The organism is Burkholderia plantarii, from assembly GCF_001411805.1.
Classification (GTDB): Bacteria; Pseudomonadota; Gammaproteobacteria; order Burkholderiales; family Burkholderiaceae; genus Burkholderia; species Burkholderia plantarii.
In genome coordinates, this window is sequence record NZ_CP007213.1 from 2,928,756 (window position 1) to 2,951,346 (window position 22,591).

18 protein-coding genes and 1 riboswitch are annotated in these 22,591 nt (G+C 68.7%); of the genes, 6 read left to right on the forward strand and 12 right to left on the reverse strand.

Annotated elements, in window-relative coordinates; genetic code table 11:
* Positions 1-187 precede the first annotated feature (187 nt).
* From bpln_RS34690 to bpln_RS29160, 3 genes are all read left to right on the forward strand, one after another.
* A complete protein-coding gene (locus tag bpln_RS34690) occupies positions 188-511 on the forward strand; it encodes an Arc family DNA-binding protein (protein ID WP_055140775.1) in 324 nt (107 codons plus the stop codon).
* 362 nt (positions 512-873) lie between these two features.
* Positions 874-1,185, forward strand: a complete 312-nt coding sequence (locus bpln_RS29155; protein ID WP_148654225.1) for a hypothetical protein — start codon at positions 874-876, stop codon at positions 1,183-1,185.
* 182 nt (positions 1,186-1,367) lie between these two features.
* Positions 1,368-1,772 carry an OsmC family protein gene (locus bpln_RS29160; RefSeq protein WP_042628616.1) on the forward strand — a complete coding sequence of 135 codons (405 nt, stop codon included), beginning with the start codon at positions 1,368-1,370 and terminating at the stop codon, positions 1,770-1,772.
* A gap of 87 nt (positions 1,773-1,859) precedes the next feature.
* Here the strand turns inward: bpln_RS29160 and bpln_RS29165 are convergent, their stop codons facing one another.
* Positions 1,860-2,744: a Dyp-type peroxidase gene (locus bpln_RS29165; protein ID WP_055140777.1), complete on the reverse strand. Its 885-nt coding sequence runs from the start codon at positions 2,742-2,744 to the stop codon at positions 1,860-1,862.
* Positions 2,745-3,169: 425 nt separating this feature from the next.
* Here bpln_RS29165 and bpln_RS29170 point away from each other — a divergent pair, with 425 nt between their 5' ends.
* A complete protein-coding gene (locus bpln_RS29170) occupies positions 3,170-5,533 on the forward strand; it encodes a TonB-dependent receptor (RefSeq protein WP_080937477.1) in 2,364 nt (787 codons plus the stop codon).
* 39 nt (positions 5,534-5,572) lie between these two features.
* On the opposite strand, the gene bpln_RS29175 is transcribed toward bpln_RS29170, so the two are convergent.
* The 8 genes from bpln_RS29175 to bpln_RS37510 form a co-directional block, all read right to left on the reverse strand.
* Positions 5,573-6,460: a LysR family transcriptional regulator gene (locus bpln_RS29175; protein ID WP_042628618.1), complete on the reverse strand. Its 888-nt coding sequence runs from the start codon at positions 6,458-6,460 to the stop codon at positions 5,573-5,575.
* A gap of 443 nt (positions 6,461-6,903) precedes the next feature.
* Positions 6,904-7,770 carry a DMT family transporter gene (locus bpln_RS29180; protein WP_042628619.1) on the reverse strand — a complete coding sequence of 289 codons (867 nt, stop codon included), beginning with the start codon at positions 7,768-7,770 and terminating at the stop codon, positions 6,904-6,906.
* Between the two features lie 107 nt (positions 7,771-7,877).
* Complete coding sequence (locus bpln_RS29185) at positions 7,878-9,098, reverse strand: ATP-grasp domain-containing protein (protein WP_042628620.1); 1,221 nt, start codon at positions 9,096-9,098, stop codon at positions 7,878-7,880.
* A gap of 79 nt (positions 9,099-9,177) precedes the next feature.
* On the reverse strand, positions 9,178-9,519 hold the full coding sequence (locus bpln_RS29190) for a Rid family hydrolase (protein WP_404991057.1): 342 nt from the start codon (positions 9,517-9,519) through the stop codon (positions 9,178-9,180).
* Positions 9,520-9,673: 154 nt separating this feature from the next.
* The gene (locus tag bpln_RS29195; protein WP_055140778.1) at positions 9,674-11,209 is read right to left on the reverse strand and encodes an asparagine synthetase B family protein; all 1,536 of its coding nucleotides are present in this window, start codon (positions 11,207-11,209) and stop codon (positions 9,674-9,676) included.
* Positions 11,210-11,245: 36 nt separating this feature from the next.
* The gene (locus bpln_RS29200) at positions 11,246-12,601 is read right to left on the reverse strand and encodes a 3-phosphoshikimate 1-carboxyvinyltransferase (protein WP_055140779.1); all 1,356 of its coding nucleotides are present in this window, start codon (positions 12,599-12,601) and stop codon (positions 11,246-11,248) included.
* A 36-nt stretch (positions 12,602-12,637) separates the two neighbouring features.
* Positions 12,638-13,939, reverse strand: a complete 1,302-nt coding sequence (locus tag bpln_RS29205; protein WP_055140780.1) for a 3-phosphoshikimate 1-carboxyvinyltransferase — start codon at positions 13,937-13,939, stop codon at positions 12,638-12,640.
* Between the two features lie 577 nt (positions 13,940-14,516).
* A complete protein-coding gene (locus tag bpln_RS37510) occupies positions 14,517-14,798 on the reverse strand; it encodes a hypothetical protein (RefSeq protein ID WP_148654226.1) in 282 nt (93 codons plus the stop codon).
* Positions 14,799-15,108: 310 nt separating this feature from the next.
* Here bpln_RS37510 and bpln_RS29210 point away from each other — a divergent pair, with 310 nt between their 5' ends.
* Entirely contained in the window at positions 15,109-17,010 is a 1,902-nt protein-coding gene (locus tag bpln_RS29210; protein WP_055140781.1) for an ABC transporter ATP-binding protein, read from the forward strand.
* A gap of 558 nt (positions 17,011-17,568) precedes the next feature.
* Entirely contained in the window at positions 17,569-18,540 is a 972-nt protein-coding gene (locus bpln_RS29215; protein WP_055140782.1) for a CPBP family intramembrane glutamic endopeptidase, read from the forward strand.
* Positions 18,541-18,854: 314 nt separating this feature from the next.
* Here bpln_RS29215 and bpln_RS29220 read toward each other — a convergent pair whose 3' ends face one another.
* The 3 genes from bpln_RS29220 to bpln_RS29230 form a co-directional block, all read right to left on the reverse strand.
* Positions 18,855-20,159: a voltage-gated chloride channel family protein gene (locus tag bpln_RS29220; protein WP_055140783.1), complete on the reverse strand. Its 1,305-nt coding sequence runs from the start codon at positions 20,157-20,159 to the stop codon at positions 18,855-18,857.
* Between the two features lie 94 nt (positions 20,160-20,253).
* A riboswitch (Fluoride riboswitch) is annotated at positions 20,254-20,322 on the reverse strand.
* Positions 20,323-20,495: 173 nt separating this feature from the next.
* Positions 20,496-20,681 carry a CsbD family protein gene (locus tag bpln_RS29225; protein ID WP_042628628.1) on the reverse strand — a complete coding sequence of 62 codons (186 nt, stop codon included), beginning with the start codon at positions 20,679-20,681 and terminating at the stop codon, positions 20,496-20,498.
* Positions 20,682-20,868: 187 nt separating this feature from the next.
* Positions 20,869-22,458: a helix-turn-helix transcriptional regulator gene (locus bpln_RS29230; RefSeq protein WP_042629570.1), complete on the reverse strand. Its 1,590-nt coding sequence runs from the start codon at positions 22,456-22,458 to the stop codon at positions 20,869-20,871.
* Positions 22,459-22,591: the final 133 nt, after the last annotated feature.

The following is a 22,591-nucleotide window of genomic DNA, read 5'->3' on the forward strand; positions in this document are numbered from 1 at the left end:
TTCGCGAAGGAAGGGCCAAGCCCTGCTTACCGCCGCAGGGGCCTGCGGACGACGCGGTAGGCAGGTCACGACGCGGTCGTCGAACCGCGTCGCTCCGAGAAACGCAAGCGCACCGCGAGAGCGACGCGCAAATGTTACTACTAGTGTCGCTATACGATTTCTGCGCTCGTAGTGTCAAATCCGGCGGATGGAAGACACACATCGCTCGCAATACCGGCTCCCCTGGTCCCTCTATGAACAGCTCAAGGCCTCGGCTGAAGCGCAACGTCGATCGATCAATGCGGAAATCGTCAGCCGCCTCACGATCAGCGTGGCGCAGAGCGAGCAATACGACCAACAAGTGAAGGCGGCCAAGCAGCGACGCAAGGACGGCGGGCGCCCGGTCGCTGAACCGGTACCGTCGGTCGAGCAGATCCTGGCGGTTTTACGCGTCGCTTTCGGGCCAAACGTGTTCACCGAAACCGAGTTGTTGTCCGCCGCCGCCCGCATTGAAGCGACGATGCAGAAGTAACCCCCTTGCTCTCAAAGATAGCCCGCCGAAGCGGGCTTTTTCATTTCGCGTCGACCAGTTTCGTTCACTGCCAAGCCAGGTTCGCGGCACTTTAGGGCGCAATCGCGGGCGCGCTTAGCCTCCTCGAGCAGCGGCGCGCGCCACGCTATACCAAGCGGCCGGCATATGCTTGGGTCTGGCCATCGGTCCAGCTACGCGCCGCTGATTCCGCTGCCTACAGTAAGTCCGGCCCAAGCGGATATAAACACCTTGGGTTACACGCGCCAGCCCTCTCCGAATGCCCGCCTGCCCGCCGCAGTTCGAGTCGGCTCGGTCAGCGGACGGTCCGCTGGCTCAACCCAACCTATCGCATGGAGACCAGAATGCAGAAACCCGAAGACGCGCTTCGCCAGTCTCGCCCGTTGCGCAGCCCCGAGCAGATTGGCGCTGACACGACGCCCTCGTATTTGCCGATGCCGGCTCTCCTTATTGCGCCCATTAAAGCGAAAATCCTCCTCGCCGCGGAGTGTTCGCGCAACGGAATCATCGACCGACCTGTGGCCGACGACCGGAAATTCCGCGAGGTGCTTTGGCTGCTCCAGCGTTCCGATTATCAATTGGGATATTTCGACGTCCCATTGGCGTCGATTGTCGCGCTCCAGCACAAAAATATGGCGGACAACGCGTCCACCTAGCGCGAGTTGTTCGGTGGCCGGCTTGCACTTCGTCGTCTTTGTCTCCTTGATGCTCACTCGCGCGGCCCAGTATTTTTGAAAGTGCATAACACGCTCTTAACGACAGGCGCGCGGCGAGGCGTTTATGCTGTCGCTGTCGGACAGGCACCCGCCTTCATCCGTTTTCCGAATCGAGGATTCTCATGCCGCTGATCCATGCCGCAGCCGGAATGGCTGCCGATGCGCCGAACTACGTCGTCGACATCCAGGCCGGCGCCCACCGCTTCCAGGGCGACGAGGCCGAACGCGAGGGCGGCCAGGGCGTCGGCCCGGCGCCGTTCGAGCTGCTGCTCGCGAGCCTGTGCGCCTGCACCGCCGCGACGCTGCGGATGTACATGCAGCGCAAGGAATGGCCGGCCGTGCCGCTGCACGTGCATGCCGAACTGCACGCGGACCGCGAGGGCGCGCAATACGTGCGCCGCACCATCACGATCGAGGGCGACACGCTCGACGAGGCGCAGCGCGCGCGGCTCGGCGAGATCGGCGAGAAGACGCCCGTCACGCTGTTCATCAAGCGCGGCACGCGGATCGAGACGACGCTGCGCTGAGCGGCGGCGCCGCCGCGCGCCCGCGCATTCGACGCGACCGTGCCGCGTCGAATGCGCCACCGCCATGAAATGCGCCGCGCCGGCCGCTCAGATCCCGAGCGCGGACAGATCGAGCCGGCCGTCGGCCGCCACCGGCGGGCACCAGAAGAACGCGCCGGTGATCGGCTGCGTGAAGCGGAACAGCCCGTCGAGCACACCGTCGGTCGCGCCCACCATGCGCCGCATCTGCACCTCGAAGGCGCGGAACGTGTGGCCGAACGCGACGAAGTAGAGCCCCGCGCGGCGTTCGTCCGCCCACGGCGCCGAGCGCCGCAGCACCTTCGCCTCGGGGTTGAAGCTCTCCTGCTCGGTGCGCTTGACGTGCGAATAGGCCGGCGCGTCGTCGAGTTCCTCGTTGTCGGACTTGCGGCGCCCGACGATGCGATCCATCTCGTCGCCGTCGATCGCGCCCATCGCCGCGAAATCGTGGACCCACTGCTGGACCGCCACGAAGCTCGCGCCGTCCAGGCCCGGCCCCTTGCCGGTCACGAACGCGGTCTCCACCGCCTCCTCGCCCTCCGGATTCTCAGTGCCGTCCTCGTAGCCGGACAGGTCGCGGTCGTCGGCGTAGCGGAACGCGTTGGCGGCGCTCTCCAGCGTGAACGCCGGCGCGAGCAGCGCCTCGATCGCGCGCGAGCGCAGCGTGATCTCGCCGTGATCCTCGCCGCGCAGCCAGACCCACAGCGCGACCTGCGTCGAGGGCACCGGCGCGCCGGGCCTCGAGAGGTCGGGGAACGGCTTCAGGCCGTCGATCTCGCGGTCGAGGCCATGCACCAGCGACGGGCCGACGCCGACCACGGCATGCGTGCCGTCGGCCGCCTCGCGCAGCGCGGCGAGTGCGGCGGCGGCCTCCTCGGGCCGGGCGGTCTGGAACGACAGGTAACGGTTGGCCGACGGAAGCGGCGCGAGAATGCCTTGCTGGATGGTACGCATCGTAGGGTTCGGGTTCGTCGAATCGGAGTTCGGTGATTGGCGGGGACAGCGCGAAATCGCGGGCGCGATTGTCCCATACGACGCGCGCCGGCCCAAGGCGCGGCGCGGTCGTGGCGCGGACGGCGCGCGCCGAGCGCTTCTTCCCGGCGTTTTCCCGGCCCTCGGCCCCTTTCCCGCCGTCCGGCAAGCCGATACCCAAGCCGTTCAGCTTCCTTTCCAATGCAATTCGACACGCGTTTCATCGAATGAAATTGCAAGGAAAAAGCTTTCAAAATCAATGCATCGGCCGATTTACCGGGGGTTTGCATTAATCCTTTGTATTGGTTTTGATACGTTATATCATTGCGCTCCCAACCCGTTCACAACCCGTTCCAAGCCCGCCACCGGCAGCGCGAACCCGACGCCGCCACGGCCCGGCCTCCAACATGACCACACTGACTCCGATCTCGCGCGCCGTGCTGCTGGCCGCGCTCGCCCTTGCCTCCCTCCCTGCCCGCGCGGCCGCTCCGGGCGTCGCGCTCGGCGGCACCGTCACCGATACCGCCGGCGCGCCCGTCGACGCGGCCGAGGTGGTGCTGACCGACGCGGCCGGCCATCAGGTCGCGCGCCTCGCCACCGACCCGGCCGGCCGCTTCACGGCCGCGCCGGTGGCGCCGGGCACCTATTCGCTGTCGGTGTCGTCGCCGGGCTTCGCGGCCGTCACGCGCACCGTCAGCCCTGCCGCGGGCCATCCGGCCGAGATCGCGGTGACGCTGCCGGTGGACGTCACCGCGCAGAACGTGCCGACCATCAGCGTGACCGCGAGGCGCCTCGACGCGGCCCGCAACGGTCTGCTGCCCGAGACCGGCAGCAGCATCTACCGGATCACCAGCAAGGACATCGAGGCGATGCCGCAGGGCGCCGACACGCCGCTCAACCGCGTGCTGCTGCAGGCGCCCGGCGTGGCGAACGATTCGTATGGCCAGCTGCACGTGCGCGGCGATCACGCGGACCTGCAATACCGGATCAACGGCATCCTGATCCCCGAGCCGATCAGCGGCTTCGGGCAGTCGCTCGACACGCGCATCATCGATCAGGTCAACCTGCTGACGGGCGCGCTGCCGGCCGAATACGGCTACCGCACGGCCGGCATCGTCGACATCCGCACCAAGTCCGGCGACGCGCTCGGCAACGGCGGCGCGATCGACGTCTACGGCGGCAGCCACCAGACGCTGAAAACCAGCGCCGACGTGTACGGCAACCAGGGCAACCTCAGCTACTTCTTCACCGGCTCGCTCGGCGTCAACAACCTCGGCATCGAGGCCCCCACCTCGTCGGCCGATCCGCTGCACGACCACACGCGCCAGGGCGACGCGTTCGGCTACCTGTCCTACGTGATCGACCCGCGCACGCGCGTGAGCCTGATGTTCGGCACCACCGCGAACCAGTTCGAGATCCCGAACACGCCGGGCCTGACGCCGAACTTCACGCTGGCGGGCACGCCGGCCTTCGATTCGGCGAACCTCGACGAGACCCAGTCGGAGCTGAACAACTTCGCCGTGATCGCGTTGCAGGGCACCAACGGCGCGGCGCTCGACTACCAGGTGGCGTTCTTCACGCGCTACACGCGGACCCAGTTCAATCCCGACCCGATCGGCGACCTGATCTACAACGGCGTGGCCTCGCAGGACTTCCACAGCGACACCGCCTACGGCCTCCAGGCCGACACCACCTACCGGCTGGGCGATCACCACACGCTGCGCGCCGGCGTGTTCCTGCAGCAGGAACACGCGCAGTTCCGCGACAGCGTCTCCGTGTTTCCGACCGATGCCGACGGCAACCAGGCCTCGGACGTGCCGTTTCCGATCGCCAGCGCGAGCAGCAAGACCGGCTACCTCTACAGCGCGTACCTGCAGGACGAGTGGAAGCTCGATTCGCGGCTGACCGTCAACTACGGCGTGCGCTACGACGGCATGGACCAGTACGTGACGGCCAACCAGCTGAGCCCGCGCGTCGGCCTGGTGTTCAAGGCGACCGAGACCACCACGCTGCACGCCGGCTACTCGCGCTACTTCACGCCGCCCTCGTTCGAGCTGGTGTCGAACTCGACGATCGGCGCCTACACGGGCACCACCAACCAGAGCGCCGTCACGCAGAATTCGGCGGTGCAGCCCGAGCGCGACGACTATTTCGATCTCGGCGTGATCCAGGAAGTGGGCGCCATGACGTTCGGCCTCGACGCCTACTACAAGAAGGCCCACAACCTGCTCGATCTCGGCCAGTTCGGCAGCGCGCTGATCTACACGCCGTTCAACTATCAGTACGGCCGCGTCTACGGCGTGGAATTCACCGCGAACTACAAGCACGAAAACGTCTCGGCCTACCTGAACGTCGCGTTCAGCCGCGCGATGGGCAAGAACGTGAACTCGGCGCAGTTCAACTTCGATCCCGACGAGCTCGCCTACATCTCGAACCACTGGGTCAACCTCGACCACGACCAGCGCGTGACGATCTCGTTCGGCGGCGCCTACAGCTGGCGGCGGACCACCTTCTCGTTCGACGGCATCGTCGGCAGCGGCCTGCGCGAGGGCTTCGCGAACACCGGCAAGCTGCCGGTGTACGAGCAGGTCGACCTGTCGGTGGTGCAGCATCTGGACCTGCCGTGGCTCGGCAAGGCGGACGGGCGGCTCGTGCTGGTGAACGCGTTCGGCAGCAACTACGCGCTGCGCGACGGCTCCGGGATCGGCGTGTTCGCGCCGCAGTACGGCCCGACCCGCGCGGTGTACGCGGGCGTCACGAAGTACTTCTGAGGTTCGCGCCATGCGTGGGGCCGGCGCCGGAGGCCGGCCTCAGAGCCGCAACAGATGCTCGGCCACGTAGTCGACGAACACGCGCAGCTTCGGCGCGAGCTGGCGGCTGGACGGCCACATCACACGGAACGTGGTCACGTCGCTGTTGTAGTCGTCGAGCACGCTGACCAGCGATCCGCTGGCCAGTTGCTCGCGGATCGCGATGTCGGGAATGCAGGTCACGCCGAGCCCCTGCTCGGCGAAGCAGACGAGGGGCGCCAGCGTGTTGGCCACCATGCTGACCGGCAGGTCGGCGCTGAGGAAGCGCGCGCTCTCGCCGAGCGGCCAGACATCCAGCTTGCCGGTACTCGGATAGCGGTAGAGCAGGCAGGCGTGCCGCACCAGATCCTCGGGCCGCTCCGGCTTGCCGGCGCGGGAAAAATAGTCTGGATTCCCGACGATCACGCGCCGGTAATTGCCGATGGTCCGCGTGATCAGCCGCGAGTCGGTCGGCTCGCCGGTACGGATCACCACGTCGAACCCCTCTTCGATCATCTCGACGTACCGGTCGCCGTAGTCGATGTCGAGCTCGATCTCGGGATACATGGCCTTGAACGCGGCGATCTTCTCGATGAACAGCATGCCGATCGACGGCAGGCTGATGCGCAGCTTGCCGCGCGGGCTGTTCTGCAGGTGCTGCAGCTCGCATTCCGCCGCCTCGACCTCGCCGAGGATGCGCCGGCACCGCCCGAGGAACAGCGTGCCCTCGGGCGTCAACGCGACGGTGCGCGTCGAGCGGTGAAACAGCCGCACGCCGACGCGCGTCTCGAGCCGGACGATGGCCTTGCTGACGGCCGACGTGGAGAGGCCGAGCTGCTGCGCCGCCGCCGTGAAACTGCGCGCCTCCGCCGCCCGCACGAAGACGTCCAGCGATCCGAGATGTTCCATGAACTCGCCCGTGATTCATGACGGCACCGTCATGAGCGTTGTGAACTCCATCCCGTTGTTACCGGGGCCGTTTTCAGCCAGTCGGTGCCGTGCGGGCCGCCGCGGCGTCGGCGGCGCGCCGGACCGGAGCCGGCCTCCCGCGCCCGGGCGCCGGCCGAGGGGCAATCCGGTGCGAGCGTCGGGATGAGCCGCTTGCATGAGCCGCCTGCATGAGGCGCCTGGATGCGCCGCATGACGGCGCGCGGCACTCGACGCGGGTGCCGGCCGCAGGCCGGCGACGCGATGGCGCGGCACCCACGCCGTCGCGGCGCGGCCGGCCGACCACGCGGCGCCGACACGGGCGCCGACCCGGGCGACGGCACGCCGCCGGCCATCCGGTCGGCGCCCCGGGGGCCGCGCCCCGGACGCGGCGCGCGCGGCAGCCGCCCGAAGCGCGCGCCGGCTCAGGCCGCCAGCAATTGCGGCGTGAGCTTCAGCAGCACCACGCCGACGATGATCGCGACGATCCCGGTCCACTGCGCCTGGCTGGGCCGCTCGTGGCGGATGAAGAAGCCGAGCAGCACGGTGACGCCGCTCGCGAGCGAACTGAGCACGGTGACGATCGCGACGTGGCCGGTGGTGGCGCCGAACGCCAGCGAGAAGAAGCCGACCAGGCTGAACAGGCTGATCGACATCAGCAGCACCACGATCGAGCCCGGCGGCGCGACCAGCTTGCGCTTGCCGACCAGCAGCAGGAACAGGATCACCACCGCGGTGAGGTAGTAGATCCACAGCGCGCCGAGCACGCCGAGGCTCTTGACGGCGAACGCGCCCTGCAGCCAGAAGCCGAGCCCGAACGCGAGCGCCGAGAGCATCGCGAAGCCGATCGAGCCCGGCGATTCGGCCTTGCCGCCGCTCGATTTCGACATGCTCGCGAGGCTCGCGCCGACGATGCAGAGCGCGAGGCCCGCCACCGTCATGCCCGTCACCGACTGCCCGCCGAGCACGGCCAGCAGCGTCGTGACCGCGCCGTACAGCGAGACGATCGGCGCCACCACCGAGGCCTTGCCGATCGACAGCGCCTTGAGCAGCGCGGCCATCGCCACCAGGTTGCAGATCGCGGCGACGATCGCGATCAGCAGGCCCGTATCGATCGCCGCGATCCGCAGCGAGGCCGGCCGAAACGCCAGGACGGCGGTCAGCAGCAGGAAGCCGAACGACTGGCTGTAGAACAGCGAACGCGTCACGCCGACCTGCCGGGCGGCCTGCCCCGCCATGAAATCGGTACTGCCCCAGCACAACGCGGAAATCAAGCCCATCAGGATTGCCATGTCGCCTCTCATTTTGTTTTCGGATGCGGGCCGCCGAGGCCGGGATGGCCCCGCATCGGCCAGCACTGCGAAGATAGTGCATTTGCGCCGGGAATGGGTACCACGCCTCATTCGACCTCGACGCGCACGCTGGCGGCGAGTGCCCGCGCGTGCCGCATCGCCTCGTCGCAACTGGCGCCGTGGGCGAGCACGTAACCGATCACGGAGCCGAAGTTGCGCGAGCCGGTGGTGGAGACGAACGGCAGCTTGCGGAATCCGCTCGCGATGTAGTGCGGATCCGACGACGCGAACCGGATGTCGCGAATCGTGCCGGCCTCGGGACAGAACACGAACGCGTCGGCCACGTAGGCGTGGGCACGCTCGACGCGCGGCTCGACCGGCGCCGCGCGGCCGAGGCAGAAGTCGATCAGCAGGCGCACCATGTCGACGCCCGAGGTCAACGCGATCTGCCGTACCGCGCGCGCGCCCGCGATGCGCAGGTTGATCTCGACCAGCATCGGCCCGCGCCCGGTCAGGATGAACTCGACGTTGAGCGCGCCGCCGCTCAGGCCCAGCGCGGCGATCCAGTCGAGTATCACGGCCCCGAGCGCGTCGGCGTCGGCCGGCGACAAATCGGACGGATGCGAGATGCCCGTCATGCACAGGCCGTCCTCGGGCGCGACGAAGATCCGGTTGATGCCGAGGATCCGCCAGGCGCCGGCGGCATGGATCAGTTCGGCGCCGTAGAAGCGGCCTTCGAGAAATTCCTCCGCGAGATAGGTGGCCTGCGGCCGCCCCAGCATCGAGCGCACGCCGCCGGCCCGGATCCGCTCCACCGCGGCCGCGTAATCGTGTTCGTCACGGCACAGGCTCACGTTGTAGGCGCCGGCGTCGCGCAGCGGCTTGATCACGCACGGAAAGCCGATGCCGGGCCGCGCCGGCAGCGCGTCGGCCCGCAGCAGCTCGTAGGCCGGCTGCGCGAAGCCATGACGGACCAGCACGTCGCGCACCTGCTTCTTGCTGAACGCGTTGCGCAGCCCGTCGAGCGACGGATGCGGCAAGCCCAGCGCCGCCGCGACCTCGGCCGCCGGAATCACGAAATCGTCGAAGCAGCCGAGCACGCCCGCCACCTCGAGGCCGCGCCCGGCCACGAACGCCAGCATCGCGGCCACGTCGCGCGTGTCGACTTCATGCACGGCATCGAACAACGACAGGTCGAGATCGTCGTAAAGCGTCTTGTTCATGCGGTTCAGCGAGGTCAGCAGCACCGGCGAGAGGCCCGCTTCGCGCAGGTAGGCGATGCCGGCGCATTCGATCGGCCGCGCCTCGATGAACAGGAATGTCTTCATGTCTGCCGCTCCTTCACGACGTGCGATGGGGGGGGAGATGCGCGCGGCGGCCGGGCCGCCCGCCGCGCGGGACGGCGCGTCAGTCGTCGACGATCGCGATCGCGGTGATCTCGACGACGTGCTCGGGCCTGACGAGCGACTTCACCGCCACCGTGGTGTTGACCGGGCGGATCTCGCTGAAGCGCTCGCTGAACGCGCGGCAATAGCCGTCGAAATGCTCGAAGCCGGTCAGGTGGGTCGTGGTGCTGACCACGTCGTCCAGCCGGGCGCCCAGCTGGTTCAGGTACTTCTCGATCTTGCCGATCACGAATACGGTCTGGTCGTAGGCGTTGTCGCCGATCACCTCGGCGTTGCCGTCCGATGCCACGCAGCCGGCGATGAAGACCTGGTTGCCGACGCGCTTGCCGCGCGCGTAGCCCATCTTGTCTTCCCAGAAGGACGGGCTGAACACGGTGTTTCTCGTTGAATCGAGACTGGTGGACATGGCTGTTTCACCTCATGAAGGATGGAATGAAAGGATGGGTGCCGCGCCGCGCCGCGGCCGACGCGAGCCGGACGGCGCGCGCACGGCGGGCTCAGGACACGAAATGGAAGTACCCCGATTCGGAATAGTCCTTGCCGGCTTCCTTGAAGCGCCGGGTCGGGAACGGATAGCCGCTGGACAGATACTTTTGCGCGAAGTACAGCGCCGGCCGGTCCGACAGGCCGATCTCGCGCAGCCGGTCCGCCACCACGATGTCGCCCGAGGCGGCCTCGCCGAGCCCCTCGATGTGATCGATGATGGTGTTCTTCACGCCGCTGCCGTCGGGCATGCGGATCTTCGGGCGATCGATGATGTAGTCGGGCAGCGCGTCGCGGAACGCCTCGCGCAGGATGTATTTCTCGACGCCGTCGCGCAGCTTGTACGAGAAGTCGAGGCCCAGCACGTAGTCGATCAGCGCCGCGTCCATGAACGGCACGCGCGCCTCCACGGTGTTGCGCATGCTGGCGCGATCGACGCGCTGCAGGTCGGTGCGGTGCAGGTTGTTGAGCCGGTACAGCGACAGCGCGTCCGGCGCGGCGTGGGTCTTGAACAGGTCGTAGCCGGCGAAGATCTCGTCGCTGCCCTCGCCGCACAGCGATACCTTGAAGCCGAGCCTGCTGGCCACGTAGTAGCCGAAGTGCGCGATGGTGGAATCGATCGCGTCGATCTTCTCGAAGAACTCGCCGTAGTAGACCGCGTCGTCGATATTGGCGATCAGGTCCTGCTTCGTGAACGTGTAGGTGACGAGCCGGATGTCGTGCTCGGCGCAGTAGCGCTGCGCGACCTCGGTGTCCTTCGAGCCGGGCAGGCCGAACGTGATCGCCGTGACGTCGGGGTGGTACTGCTTGGCCAGATACAGCACGATCGCGCTGTCGATGCCGCCGCTGAACATCACCGCGACCGGCAGGTCGGTATCGACGCGCCGCCGCACCGACTCCTCGAGCAGGACGCGCACGCGCGCCCTCGCAACCTCGAAGCTGTCGCGGCTGGCCGGATGGTTCTCGTCGTAGCGCGCGTAGCGGTACGGCGCGGCGCCGTCGAACAGCGTGCCCGGTTCGAGCGTCTGGATCTCCACGCCGAGCCCGGTCAGCGACTTGATCTCGGAGGCCACGTACCAGACCTGGTCGCGGCTCGCGTAGTAGAGCGGCTTGATGCCGACGTGATCGCGGCCGATCAGGAAGCTGCCGTTGCGATTGTCGTAGATCACGAAGCTGAACATGCCGTCGAGCCTGGTCGCGAAGTCGCGGCCGTACTCGATGTAGGCCCGCAGCAGCACCTCGGCGTCGCCGCCCTGGAAACGATGGCCGCGCGCCTTCAGCTCGTCGCGGATTTCCCGGTAGTTGTAGATCTGCCCGTTCAGCACGGCATGGATGTCCAGCTCGTGATCCGAGGCGGGTTGGCGGGCATGGTCGCGCTCGAGGATCGCGAGCCGGTTGGTCGACAGGCCGAAACGCGGCCGGATCAGGTTCTCGTTGAAGCGCGAAGCGTCGCCGCGATGCGCGATCTTGGTCATCAAGGCGGTCAGCGAAGGCTCGAGATCGTCGATCGACGAGCGCTGCGTCGTGAAAATGGCGCCGATTCCACACATGGCTTTCTCTCGGGAAGGTTGTCGGGGCGAGCGCGCTCAGGCGCGTTCGAGGGCGGCGGCGGGATAGGTCAGCTCGGCGACCTGCGCGCCCAGCGACGCGATGTCGGCGAAATACCCGGGATAGGTCTGGCCGACGTGGAACGGCTCCCTGATCAGCACCGGCTCCTTGCAGTGCAGGCCGATCGTGGTCAGGCCCATGATCAGCCCGTGATCGTAGTGGCCGTCCAGCACCACGCCGCCCGCGTAGCCGCGCGGATTGCCGTGGATGATCAGCTGGTCGAGCTTCTCGTCGGAATGCACGCCGAGCTTGTCGAGTTCGCGGCGGAAGTCGGAGATCCGGTCGGACTCCTTGTAGCGGATGTGCTCGATGTTGTGGAACACGCTGGTGCCGTTCGCGAACGCGGCGCGCGCGGCCAGCGCCGGCACCGCGTCGGGCGCGAGCGAGCCGTCGAAGTCGCGGGCCCGGATCTGGGTGCCGCCCTCGACGCGGATGCGGTTGTCGTCGAGCGGCGTGATGCGCGTGCCGGTGTCGGTCAGGTACTGGATCACCGCGCCGTTGCCCAGCTCCTCCTCGAAGAAGCCGTTCAGCGTCACGTCGGCCGTCAGCGAGCCGCACAGCGCGAGGATCGCCGCGGTGCTGGCCGGGTCCGCGCCGACCGTGAAGCTGCTGGCGCCGAAGCGGCTCGCGCCCTTCACGAAGAAGCGGCGAAACGCGTCGTCGTACTCCACCGGCACGCCCGCGTGGCGCAGGTTGTTGATCGTCGTGTGGACCATCGACGGCGCCGTGATGTGGTCGGTCACCAGGATCTCGAGATCGCCGTCGCCGACCGCGCCGAGATACAGCAGGCCGCTCAGGAATTGCGAACTCTTGCGGCACGACACCTCGGTGTAGCCGCTCAGGCGCCGGTCCGAGCGGATCCGGATCGGCAGCCGCGCGTCATCGCCCACCGCCTCGCACTGCACGTTCAGGCGACGCAGCGCGCTGATCATCTCGGCCTGCGAGCGCACCCCGAGCGAGTGGCGATACTGCGTGACGAACTCGCTGTCGGGCAGGTAGCCGGCCACGCCCATCAGCAGGCGCAGCACCACGCCCGAATTGCCGGGATCGAAGCTGATCGGGCGCTCGACGTGGCGCACGTCGATACCCTTGACCGTCGTGTGGCCGCCCTCGCTGCTGAACGACGCGCCGAGCCGCTCGCAGTTCTGCTTCATCGCCGTGGCGTTGAAGCCCGAGGCCAGGTTGCGGATCGAGCTGATGCCCGGCGTCAGCGACGCCGTCAGCAGCGCGCGCGTCGACGAACTCTTCGAGGCCGGCAGATCGAGGGTCCCGCCCAGCTTCGCGGTTTGACTGATTTCGAAGAAACTCGGCGACTGATTGCTTCGTGTTGTCATGGCTGTTCCATTGGCAGGGAGGGGAAGGACGCGCGCTCAGGCGATCTCGGCGCCCAGGGCGCGCAGCGTCTCGATGAAGCGGGGGAAGCCGTCGTCCAGCTTGTCGGCGTCGTGGACCACCGTTTTCTGCTTCGCGCCCAGCGCGGCGATGATGTTCGCCGCGCAGATCCGGTGATCGCGGTAGCTCGGCAGCTCGGTGCCGCCGGCCAGCGGCCCGCGCCCCTCGATCTGGATCCGGTCGAACATGCCGATGCTGTTGAACAGCAGCGAACTGCGACCGCCCATGGCGCGGATGTTCTCGCTGATCACGAAGGCGCGTTGGCACTTGTGGTTGTTGATGCCGCTCACGCCGGCGAAGCGGATCCGCTCGCCGAGATTCGAGGTGGCGGCGATCAGGTTCGCCGCCACCGAAGGCAGCTCGCTCAGCGAGATTTCCTCGCTCGCCCCGCGCGGCGGCGCCTCGCGCGAGACGCGCAGCGCGCGGCCTGCCGCGTCGTAGTCGAGCGCGAGCCCGAACTGCCGGTAGAGGCCGAACAGCCGGCCTTCGTTCAGCGTGTGGCCGGGGTAGTAGCCGCCGATCGTCACGCCGCCGGGCCGGCCGATGCTGAGCACCGACGAGGCGAGATAGCTGAGCGAGGTGAAATCGGACGGGATGTCGATCGTGATGTCGCCGGGCCGATAGGCGCTCGCGCTCATGCGGCCGGGCTCGTGCGTGACGGTGCTGCCGAGCAGCGCCATGGTCCGGACCGTCATGTCGATGTAGCCGGCCTGCCCCGCGTAGGGCTCGACGAGGATCTCGGGCCGCTCGCCGAACGGCGCGACGAACAGCGCGAACGAGGCGAACTGCGTGCTCTTGCGCGTGGTCATCGGGATGCGCGCCGGATACGGCTTGCGCGTGATCTCGACGAGATTGCCGTCGCGGCGGCGCGCCTGCACGCCGAGGTGGGAGAAGAACGCCTCGTCGAACACGCTGTCGCGACTGAACAGCGAATCGTTGCAGCGAATCCGCACCGTACCGCCCGCCAGCGAGGCCAGCGCCACGCTCATCCGGAACAGCATGCCGGAGCCTTCCGCCTCGATCGGCGCGCCGGCCTCGAGCCGGCGCCCCACTCCGCGCAATCGCAGCGCATGCGCTTCCCGGGTCAGGATCTTCAGACCGAAATGCTGCAGGGCAGCCAATAATTTTTCGGTTTCGGTACACCAGGAGACGTTATTGATACACGTTGTTTCGGAATTGAGCAGAGCCAGCAGCAACGCTCTCTGCATATGCGGCTTCGAGGCCGGAATCGCGACCCTGCCCGCGAGTTCAGCTCCCGGATAAACAGTCACTTTGCTCACAATCACACTCCCGCACGAAGCTTGAATGTTCGTGAAAATGGCACTCCACCAGTTTGCCGATCGAATCCCGTGATTCCGGAGGTGTCACGAATGACACCATCGCGACTATTTGACGGCGACTACGGATGCGGCACCGCCACCGCCCGGCGGGATGCCGCCCCAGCGCCATCCGTGAAATCAAGGCATGCCTTGGGAAACCGGCGGATGCCGGCCGGGCACCCGCACCCGTTTTCAGGATGGACGCGAGCCGGTTCCCGGCGATTCATTCATGAATGATTGGCACGAATCAATCACTCGAATATTCAAAAATAAAACACCTCCGTACATAACCGGCGCCATTGTTTCGACATCACCGGAAATTCGCAAAATCAACCGATCCCGTGATTTGAAATCGCAATATTAACCGCAATCAAAAACCGATTCGAATTTCAGAAATCCGCGACCAGAGACGATGCGAGCGTCAGTATCACTTCACATACTTTCAGGCCGCAAGCAATTTTTGATGAAAATCCGTCACAAGTTTGATTCCGGCCTGGAATCCATTATTCGGGATATTGATTTGACAATTCGAGATTAATTAATAATCACGTAAAACCATATGGGCGGCTTCGATAAATGCATTGCGGCCCCGCTGATCCGGCATCGCGAATGTCGATTCCCCGAGACACATCGGCTGCGTCATGTCGCGCTTCGAGGCCGCCGTGCGCGGCGAACCGGCGAGCCGCCGCGCCGTCTCGCTTCGGCAACACCACCCGCGCCGCGATGCTTGGCAACGCCGCTCGGCTGCGCTTAGAATCACCGGACGGGCGACAATTCGCCCGGTCACGCGGCGGGCGCCGGCCCGTTTCGTGTTCGTCAACGCTCCATCCATTCGCGTTCAAGGGAGGTCGAGATGCTCAAGCTGCCATCGCGTAGTGCCTTCCTGAACGGCGTGCGGCACGGCACCGTCTAGGTCCGCTGCCGGCGGCCGGCTCCCGGAGCCTTCCGCCTGTTTTTCCCGATCGCCCCTGGTTCCTGTTCCGCGCCTTGCGCCGGACGCGAGCGTGTCCTTGCGGTTTCGCTCGCCGTCCGGATCCGTCGTCATGGCGGCGCGGCACGCGGAGCCGGCGATCCATCCGTCACCGACATCGAAACCGTCCGGCGCTCACGAGGCGACCGGGCCACGACACATGACCCAATCTACCGATCGTCAAGGCAGCCGGCCGTTCAGCGACGTGCTCGGCTTCACGTTCCGCCGCTGGCGCGACCAGCCGCTGCGCTTCACCGGCGTCACGCTGTTCGCGCTGCTCGCCGCGCTCTGCGACGTGCTTACCCCGATGTTCGCGGGCCGCCTGGTCGACGCGATCTCGCTCGGCCTGACCGACCGCGCCGCCGCCCTGGCCGCCGCGCTGCACGCGTTCGCCGCGCTGGTCTCGCTCGGCGTGGCGGGCGCGCTGCTGCACCAGGTGATGTTCATGAACCTGATCCAGCTGACGCTGCGCATGATGAGCGAGGTGGCGGCGGGCGCGTTCCATCGCGTGCAGCGCTTCTCCACGGACTGGCACGCCAACAGCTTCGCCGGCTCCACGGTCCGCAAGATCACGCGCGGCATGTGGGCGCTCGACCTGCTCAACGACACGCTGCTGATCGCGCTGCTGCCGTCGGTGGTGATGCTGGCCGGCGCGACGCTGCTGCTCGGCCTGCACTGGCCGGTGATGGGGCTGGTGGTGGGGGTGGGCTCGCTGCTGTTCATCGCGGTCACCGTGTCGCTCTCGCTCGGCCTGATCGCGCCGGCCGCGCGGCTCGGCAACGCGTGGGACACGCGGCTGGGCGGCGCGCTCGCCGATTCGGTCAGCTGCAACGCGGTGGTCAAGGCGTTCGGCGCCGAGACGCGCGAGGAAGCGCGGATCGGCCGCGTGATCGGCAAGTGGCGGCTGCGCACGCGGCGCACCTGGCTGCGCGGCACGCTGAGCGGCTGCGCGCAGGCCACCCTGCTGGTGCTGATGCAGGCGGCCATGCTCGGCAGCGCGCTGTGGCTCTGGACGCACGATCGCGCGAGCGTGGGCGACATCGCGTTCGCGCTGACGATGTTCTTCATGCTGCAGGGCTACCTGCGCGACATCGGCATGCACATCCGCAACCTGCAGCGCTCGGTCAACGACATGGAGGAACTGGTCGCGCTCGACAGCCAGCCGCTCGGCATCGACGACGCACCCGGCGCGCCGCCGATCACGATCACGCGCGGCGAGATTCGTTTCGAGCACGTCACGTTTCGCTACGGCTCGCGCGGCGCCCCGCTCTATTCGGACTTCTCGCTGCGCATCGCGCCGGGCGAGCGGCTCGGACTGGTCGGCCACTCGGGCTCGGGCAAGACCTCGTTCATCAAGCTGATCCAGCGGCTCTACGACGTGGACGGCGGGCGCATCACGATCGACGGGCAGGACATCGCGCAGGTCACGCAGGCCTCGCTGCGCAGCCGCATCGCGATCGTGCAGCAGGAGCCGGTGCTGTTCCACCGCTCGCTCGCCGACAACATCGCCTACGCGCGCCCCGGCGCCACGCGCGAGGAAATCGTGCATGCAGCCACGCTGGCGAGCGCGCACGGCTTCATCGCGGCGCTGCCGGACGGCTACGACACGCTGGTGGGCGAGCGCGGCGTGAAGCTGTCGGGCGGCGAGCGCCAGCGCGTGGCGATCGCGCGCGCGTTCCTGGCCGACGCGCCGGTGCTGATCCTCGACGAGGCCACCTCGAGCCTCGACAGCGAGAGCGAGCTGCTGATCCAGCACGCGATGGAACGGCTGATGGAGGGGCGCACCACGATCGTCATCGCGCACCGGCTGTCGACCGTGCGCTCGCTCGATCGCCTGCTCGTGCTCGATCGCGGCCGCGTGATCGAGGAAGGCAGGCACGACGCGCTGATCCGCATCGAGGGCGGCGTCTATCGGCGCCTGTTCGAGCAGCAGGCGCTCGAACTCGCGAAGGGGCTGATCGAGCAGACGGGCGGCTACGGCATCGACGGGCTGCGCACGCCGACGCCGGGCGCGGACGGCCGTGGCAACGGCGCGCGCGATCCGGCGCTCGGGGCGTCGTAGCGGCGCGGCCGGGACACGCTTCTGGCGGCGTCGCATCGCGCGGCTTCGGCGGCTTCGGAGGCTTCGGAGGCTTCGGCTGCCTCGGCTGCTTCGGCTGCTTCGCACCCGCGCGCCGCCTGCCTCGGCGAAGCGGCATCCGGCGCGACGCATGGCGTGGCGGCAGGCATCGCTTGCCGCCACGTTTTCTTTCGTCCCGCGCAGCCAACCTTTCAGCAACCCGTCATCGCCGCCTCGCGCACGCGCGGTGCGGGAAGCCGCGCGCCGGCATCGGCCCGTGCATGCCGCGCGTTCCGTGTCGTTTCGTTCACACCGCACGGCCCGCGAGGCATACGCGCAGGGTCCGCGCAACGCGCCGTCCGATGCGGCCCGGCGCGCGCCGGGCGCAACGTGCCGCACGCGGAACGATTCCACGCGCGCCGATGCGGCTATACCATTCGGCGCCGATGCTCCACATAATCACGAAGGTTTGCCGAAGCGCGTCGAACGGTCTTCAACCGGCCTGCGACGCGCCCGGTCATCCGTTGGCTCGCGCATGACAAAAAAACGAGGACCTACCCGGTGAAAGACGTCTCCCGCACCGACCGATCCCGCGTCGCCCCGCCCTTCCGCTTCCGCGATCTGTGGTTCGGCGCGGCCGGGCTGCGCAGCGGCTGGGCGGCCCTGCTCTACGCGGCGATCGTGGCCGCGCTGATGGCGCTCGCCGATCTCGCCGCCGCGCGTTTCGATCTGCCGTTCCGGCTGCAGGGCGAGCTCACGGCGGCCCATCAGTTCGTGTTCGAACTCGCGATGTGCGGCGCGGTGCTGGTCGCCACGCGCGTGATGAGCCGCGTCGACCGGCGCTCGTGGCTCGACTTCGGCCTGCGCGCGTCCGGCCGCGTCCGGCACCTGCTGCTCGGCAGCCTGTGCGGGCTCGTCGCCGTCTCGACGATCATGGCGCTGCTGGTCGCCACGGGCGGCACCACGCTCACCTATTCGGGCGGCAGCCTGACGGCCGCGCTCGAGGCGGGCCTGACCTGGGCGCTCGCGTTCGCGCTGGTGGCCGCCGCCGAGGAACTCGCGTTCCACGGCTACGTGTTCTTCCGGCTCGCGCGCGGCACGCATCCGGCCGCGGCCGCGGTGCTGACCTCGCTCGCGTTCGGCCTCTCTCACATGTCGAACCACGGCGAGAACCTCGGCGGCATCGTGCCCGTGGTGATCTACGGCTTCGTCGCCTGTCTCGCGATCTGGCGCACCGGCTCGCTCTGGTGGGTGTTCGGCATGCACGCCACCTGGGACTGGGCCGAGTCGTTCCTGTTCGGCGCGCCCACCAGCGGCCTGATGCCGGCCCGGAGCCTGCTCGAAAGCCACGCGATGGGGCCGGTCTGGCTCAGCGGCGGCACGGTCGGCCCCGAGGGCAGCGTGCTGGTGTTCCCGGCGCTTGGCGCGCTCGCGTGGTTCGTCTGGCGCGCGCTGCCGGCGCGTACCGGCACCGCGCGCGACGCGGCCGCGCCGCATCCGTCCGTCCACGGCGGCACCGGCCACGCGGGCTGAGGTCCGCCGCGCGCCGGCCGGCGCGAATGCGTCGCGCAAGCCCGCTTCGTGGGTGGACTCAACCGGTCGACTCAACCGGCCCACCCAGCGGGTCGCCACCACGAATCGACGCCACCCGCCCGGCTTCACGGGTCGCCGCGGCGCCCCGGTCATGCGGACCGGCCAGGTGACCCAGCCGCCGCGCCCGCCGCGAAGATGGCCGGCCGGCACCGACCACCCGCGTGAATCGCCAGCCATCACCCGTCGCGCGCGCCATCCGTCCACGGCACGGCGCCAGCCGCAACCCGCGCCGGCCTGCCGATGCGCGTTCGCGCTCAACCCGCCACATCACGCTCGCGCTTCATCGCCACGCGCCGCGCCGCCACGTCGGCGAGCCGCCCGCCCGCGTCGAGCCACGGATGCTTCGCATGGCCGATGCGCTGCGCGTGGTAGATGCCGGTATGCCCCGAGAACAGGTAGGCCACCACGCAGGCGAGCGCCGCGAACACGCCGATCGGCGCGCCGAACAGCTCGATGGCCATGATCGTCGAGGCGATCGGCGTGTTCGCGGCGCCGGCGAACACGGCCACGAAGCCGAGCCCGGCCAGCACCGGCAGCGGCAGCGCGAGCAGGTGCGAGAGCGCGTTGCCGAGCGTCGCGCCGATGTAGAACAGCGGCGTGACCTCGCCGCCCTTGAAGCCCGAGGCGAGCGTGACCACCGTGAACGCGAACTTGCCGGCGAAGTCGCCGGCCGGCAGCGGCCCGCGAAACGCGGCCTCGATGGTGGGAATGCCGAGCCCGAGGTACTGCGGCACCGCGAGCGCGGCGCCCGCCACCGCCACCAGCGCGCCGCCCGCCACCGGCCGCAGCGGCCCATACGGAATCCAGCGCTTGAAGCGCGCGCCGAGCGCGTGCGTGGCGTCGGCGAACAGCATGCCCACCACCCCGAACGCGATGCCCGCGACGATCGCCGAGGCCGCCGTGGCCGCGCTCACCGCCGGCACGAACGGCACCGGATAGACCGGGTGATGGATGCCCCACCGGCGGCACACCACGTCGGCGACGATCGCGGCGGCCACGCACGGCAGCAGCGCGTCGTAGCGCAGGCGCCCGATCGCCAGCACCTCCAGGCCGAACACGGCGCCCGCCAGCGGCGTGCCGAACACCGACGAGAACCCGGCGGCGATGCCGGCCATCAGCAGGATCCGGCGCGTCTCGGCATCCACGCCCAGCAGCCGCGCGATGCGGTCGGCGAGCGCGCCGCCCATCTGCACGGCGGTGCCCTCGCGGCCCGCCGAGCCGCCGAACAGGTGCGTGACGACGGTGGCGATCATCACCAGCGGCGCCATCCGCGTCGGCACCGCGCGCGCGGGATCGTGGATCTCGTCGATCAGCAGGTTGTTGCCGCCCTCCACCGCGCTGCCGAAGCGCAGGTAGAGCCAGCCGGTGGCGAAGCCGGCCGCGGGCAGCAGCCACAGCAGCCACGGATGCGCGAGCCGCGTGCCGGTGGCCAGGTCGAGCAGGTAGAGGAACAGCGCGGACGCGGAGCCCGCCAGCGCGCCGACCACGGACGACAGCGCGAGCCAGCGGCCGAGCGCGCGCAGCATCGCGAACTGCTCGACGGTTTCGAAAGCTTTCATGGTTTTCAGGTTCGACAGGACATCAAACCCGGGCGGCAGGGATGCCGCTTGCGATCGGCTTGCGATCGGGACGGCCTACGACCTCCTGCACCCAGGATCCGTAGGCATCATCAGCCGGCTGACCGGCGGTTGGGGGCGGAGGCATGCCATCTCCGAAGCGCGGATTGTACGTGAGCCACCACGCACGCGGCAACCGGCCGCCGTCTTCCGAACCCTGTCCTCCACGCCTCGCCCGACATGAAAACGTCCCGCCGCGCGACGCGGCGCGGCGGGACGTGAGCGGTGCGGTCCGGCCCGCCGCCCGCTACCAGGGCGGCCGGCGGGCCGGCAGTGGCGTCAGTGCAGGTTCGAGTGCTTGCGGATCGCGTCGGCGGTCTGGCCGGCCTTCTCCTGCAGCTTGCCCTGGGTCTTCTCGGCCACGCCTTCGGCCTCGGTCTTGCGATCGCCCGTCACCTTGCCGAGCGCTTCCTTCACCGAGCCCTTCACCTGCTTGAGCTTGCCGTCGATTCGGTTCTTGTCCATGGTCGACTCCTTCGAGAGATTCGTCGGGGGAACCGGCCACGCTGGCCGTGGGCCGCGAGCCGGGAGTCACCATGATCGCGCCGCCGCGCCCGCCGCGGCAGGTGCAGATGGGCCAGCACCGCTAGTGCATTCGCACCGGAGCCCCGTGTATTTTTTTCAACTCCGCCGCCTTTCATTCAATCGCCTTTCAGCGTCGTGCCGGCCGGCGCGGCGTGCGCCCGGACTTCGACGCGGATCTCGGCACGGCGTCGTCGGCGCTGCCCGCGGCCGGATCGGCGCCGACGATGCCGCGCTCGCGCGCCCAGACGATCGCCTCGCCGCGGCTATGCACGTCGAGCTTGGTGTAGATCGTGGCGACGTGGTTGCGCACCGTGTTCGGCGCGAGCCCGAGCCGGTTCGCGATCTCCTTGTCGGGCAGCCCGTGGCAGAGCAGGTCGAACACGTCGCGCTCGCGCGCGGTCAGGTCGGCGAGCTGCCCGCCGGCGTCGGGCGCCTTGGCGTGGCGCACGTTGGCGAGCTTCTCGATCAGCGTGCGGCTGAACCACGAGGCGTCCTGCATCGCCGTCTCGATCGCCTGGACCAGTTCCATCTCGGTGCGCTTGCGTTCGCTGATGTCGAGCAGCGCGATCAGGATGCAGTCCTGGCCGTGGATCGCCACCGCGTCGGCCGACACCACGCAGTCGCGCAGGTCGCCGTCGCGCGTCGTCACCTGCACGTCGCGCATGCGCACCACGGCCTCGCCCTCCAGCGCCGCCGCGATCTCGCGCAGCGCGCCGGGATCGGCCCACAGCCCGATCTCGTCGGCCGCGCGGCCGAGCAGCTCGCCCTGCTCGTGGCCCGTCATCGCGACGAACGCGTCGTTCAGGTCGAGGATCTCGAAGCGCCCGGCGGTCAGCATCGCCATCGCCACGGGCGCCATGCGGAACGCCTTGGCGAAGCGCTCCTCGCTCTGCCGCAGCGCGGTCTCGGCCTGCCGGCGCGGCTGCAGGTCGGTGAACGTGAACAGCATGCAGGCGTCGTCGCCCATGTCGATCGGCTGGCCGGCCACGATCACGGCGTGGTCGCCGCCGTCGGCGGTGCGCAGCAGCGCCTCCATCGGCGGGATCGTCATGCCGTCGCCGAGCCGCTCGATGGCCAGCTCGCGACGCTCGGCGCGATCGAACACGTCGAGCTCGTAGACCGAGCGGCCGATCACGTCGTCGAGCGCGTGGCGCGTCATGTCGAGAAAGCCCTGGTTCACCTTCACGTAGCGGAAATCGCTGAGCCGGCAGATCGCGGCCGGCGCCGGGTTCGCGTTGAAGGTGCGCTCGAAGCGCTGCTCGGCGCTGGCCCATTCGGTGGCGTCGTGCAGCACCAGCGCGAGACAGTCGGGCTCGCCGGCCGCGTTGGTCAGCACCAGGCTGCGAATCCGGTGGACCCAGCGCTGCGATTCGTCGGCGGCCGATTCCACCTCCACCGTCACGTCGCTGAACTGCTCGCCGCTGATCACGCGGTCGATCGGATACTGGCCCTGCCGCACCGGATCGTGGTTGGTGTCGCGCAGCCGGAAGCGCTCGCGGTATTCGGTCACGTCGGCGCCGAGCTCGGCGAGCGTGGCCACGCCGTGCATCGCGAGCGCGGCCTCGTTGGCCCAGACGATGCGCTGGTCCGGCTCCACCAGGATCACGCCCTCGGTCAGCCCGGCGATGATCTGGTGCAGCTGGCGCCGGTCGGTGTGGGTCTTCAGCGCCTGCTCGTCGGCCGGGGCGGGTTGGTACTCGTTGGCGGGTTGGGTCATCGACAGGTGCATTCGGTTGGAACGCCGGGCCAGGCCGGAAACGAGGGGGATGCGCGACATGAAGAGCACCGAGCGTGGAAAACCTCCACGGGGAGCACGCCGCGTGCCCGCCCCGCGGCCGCCGCCCACGCTT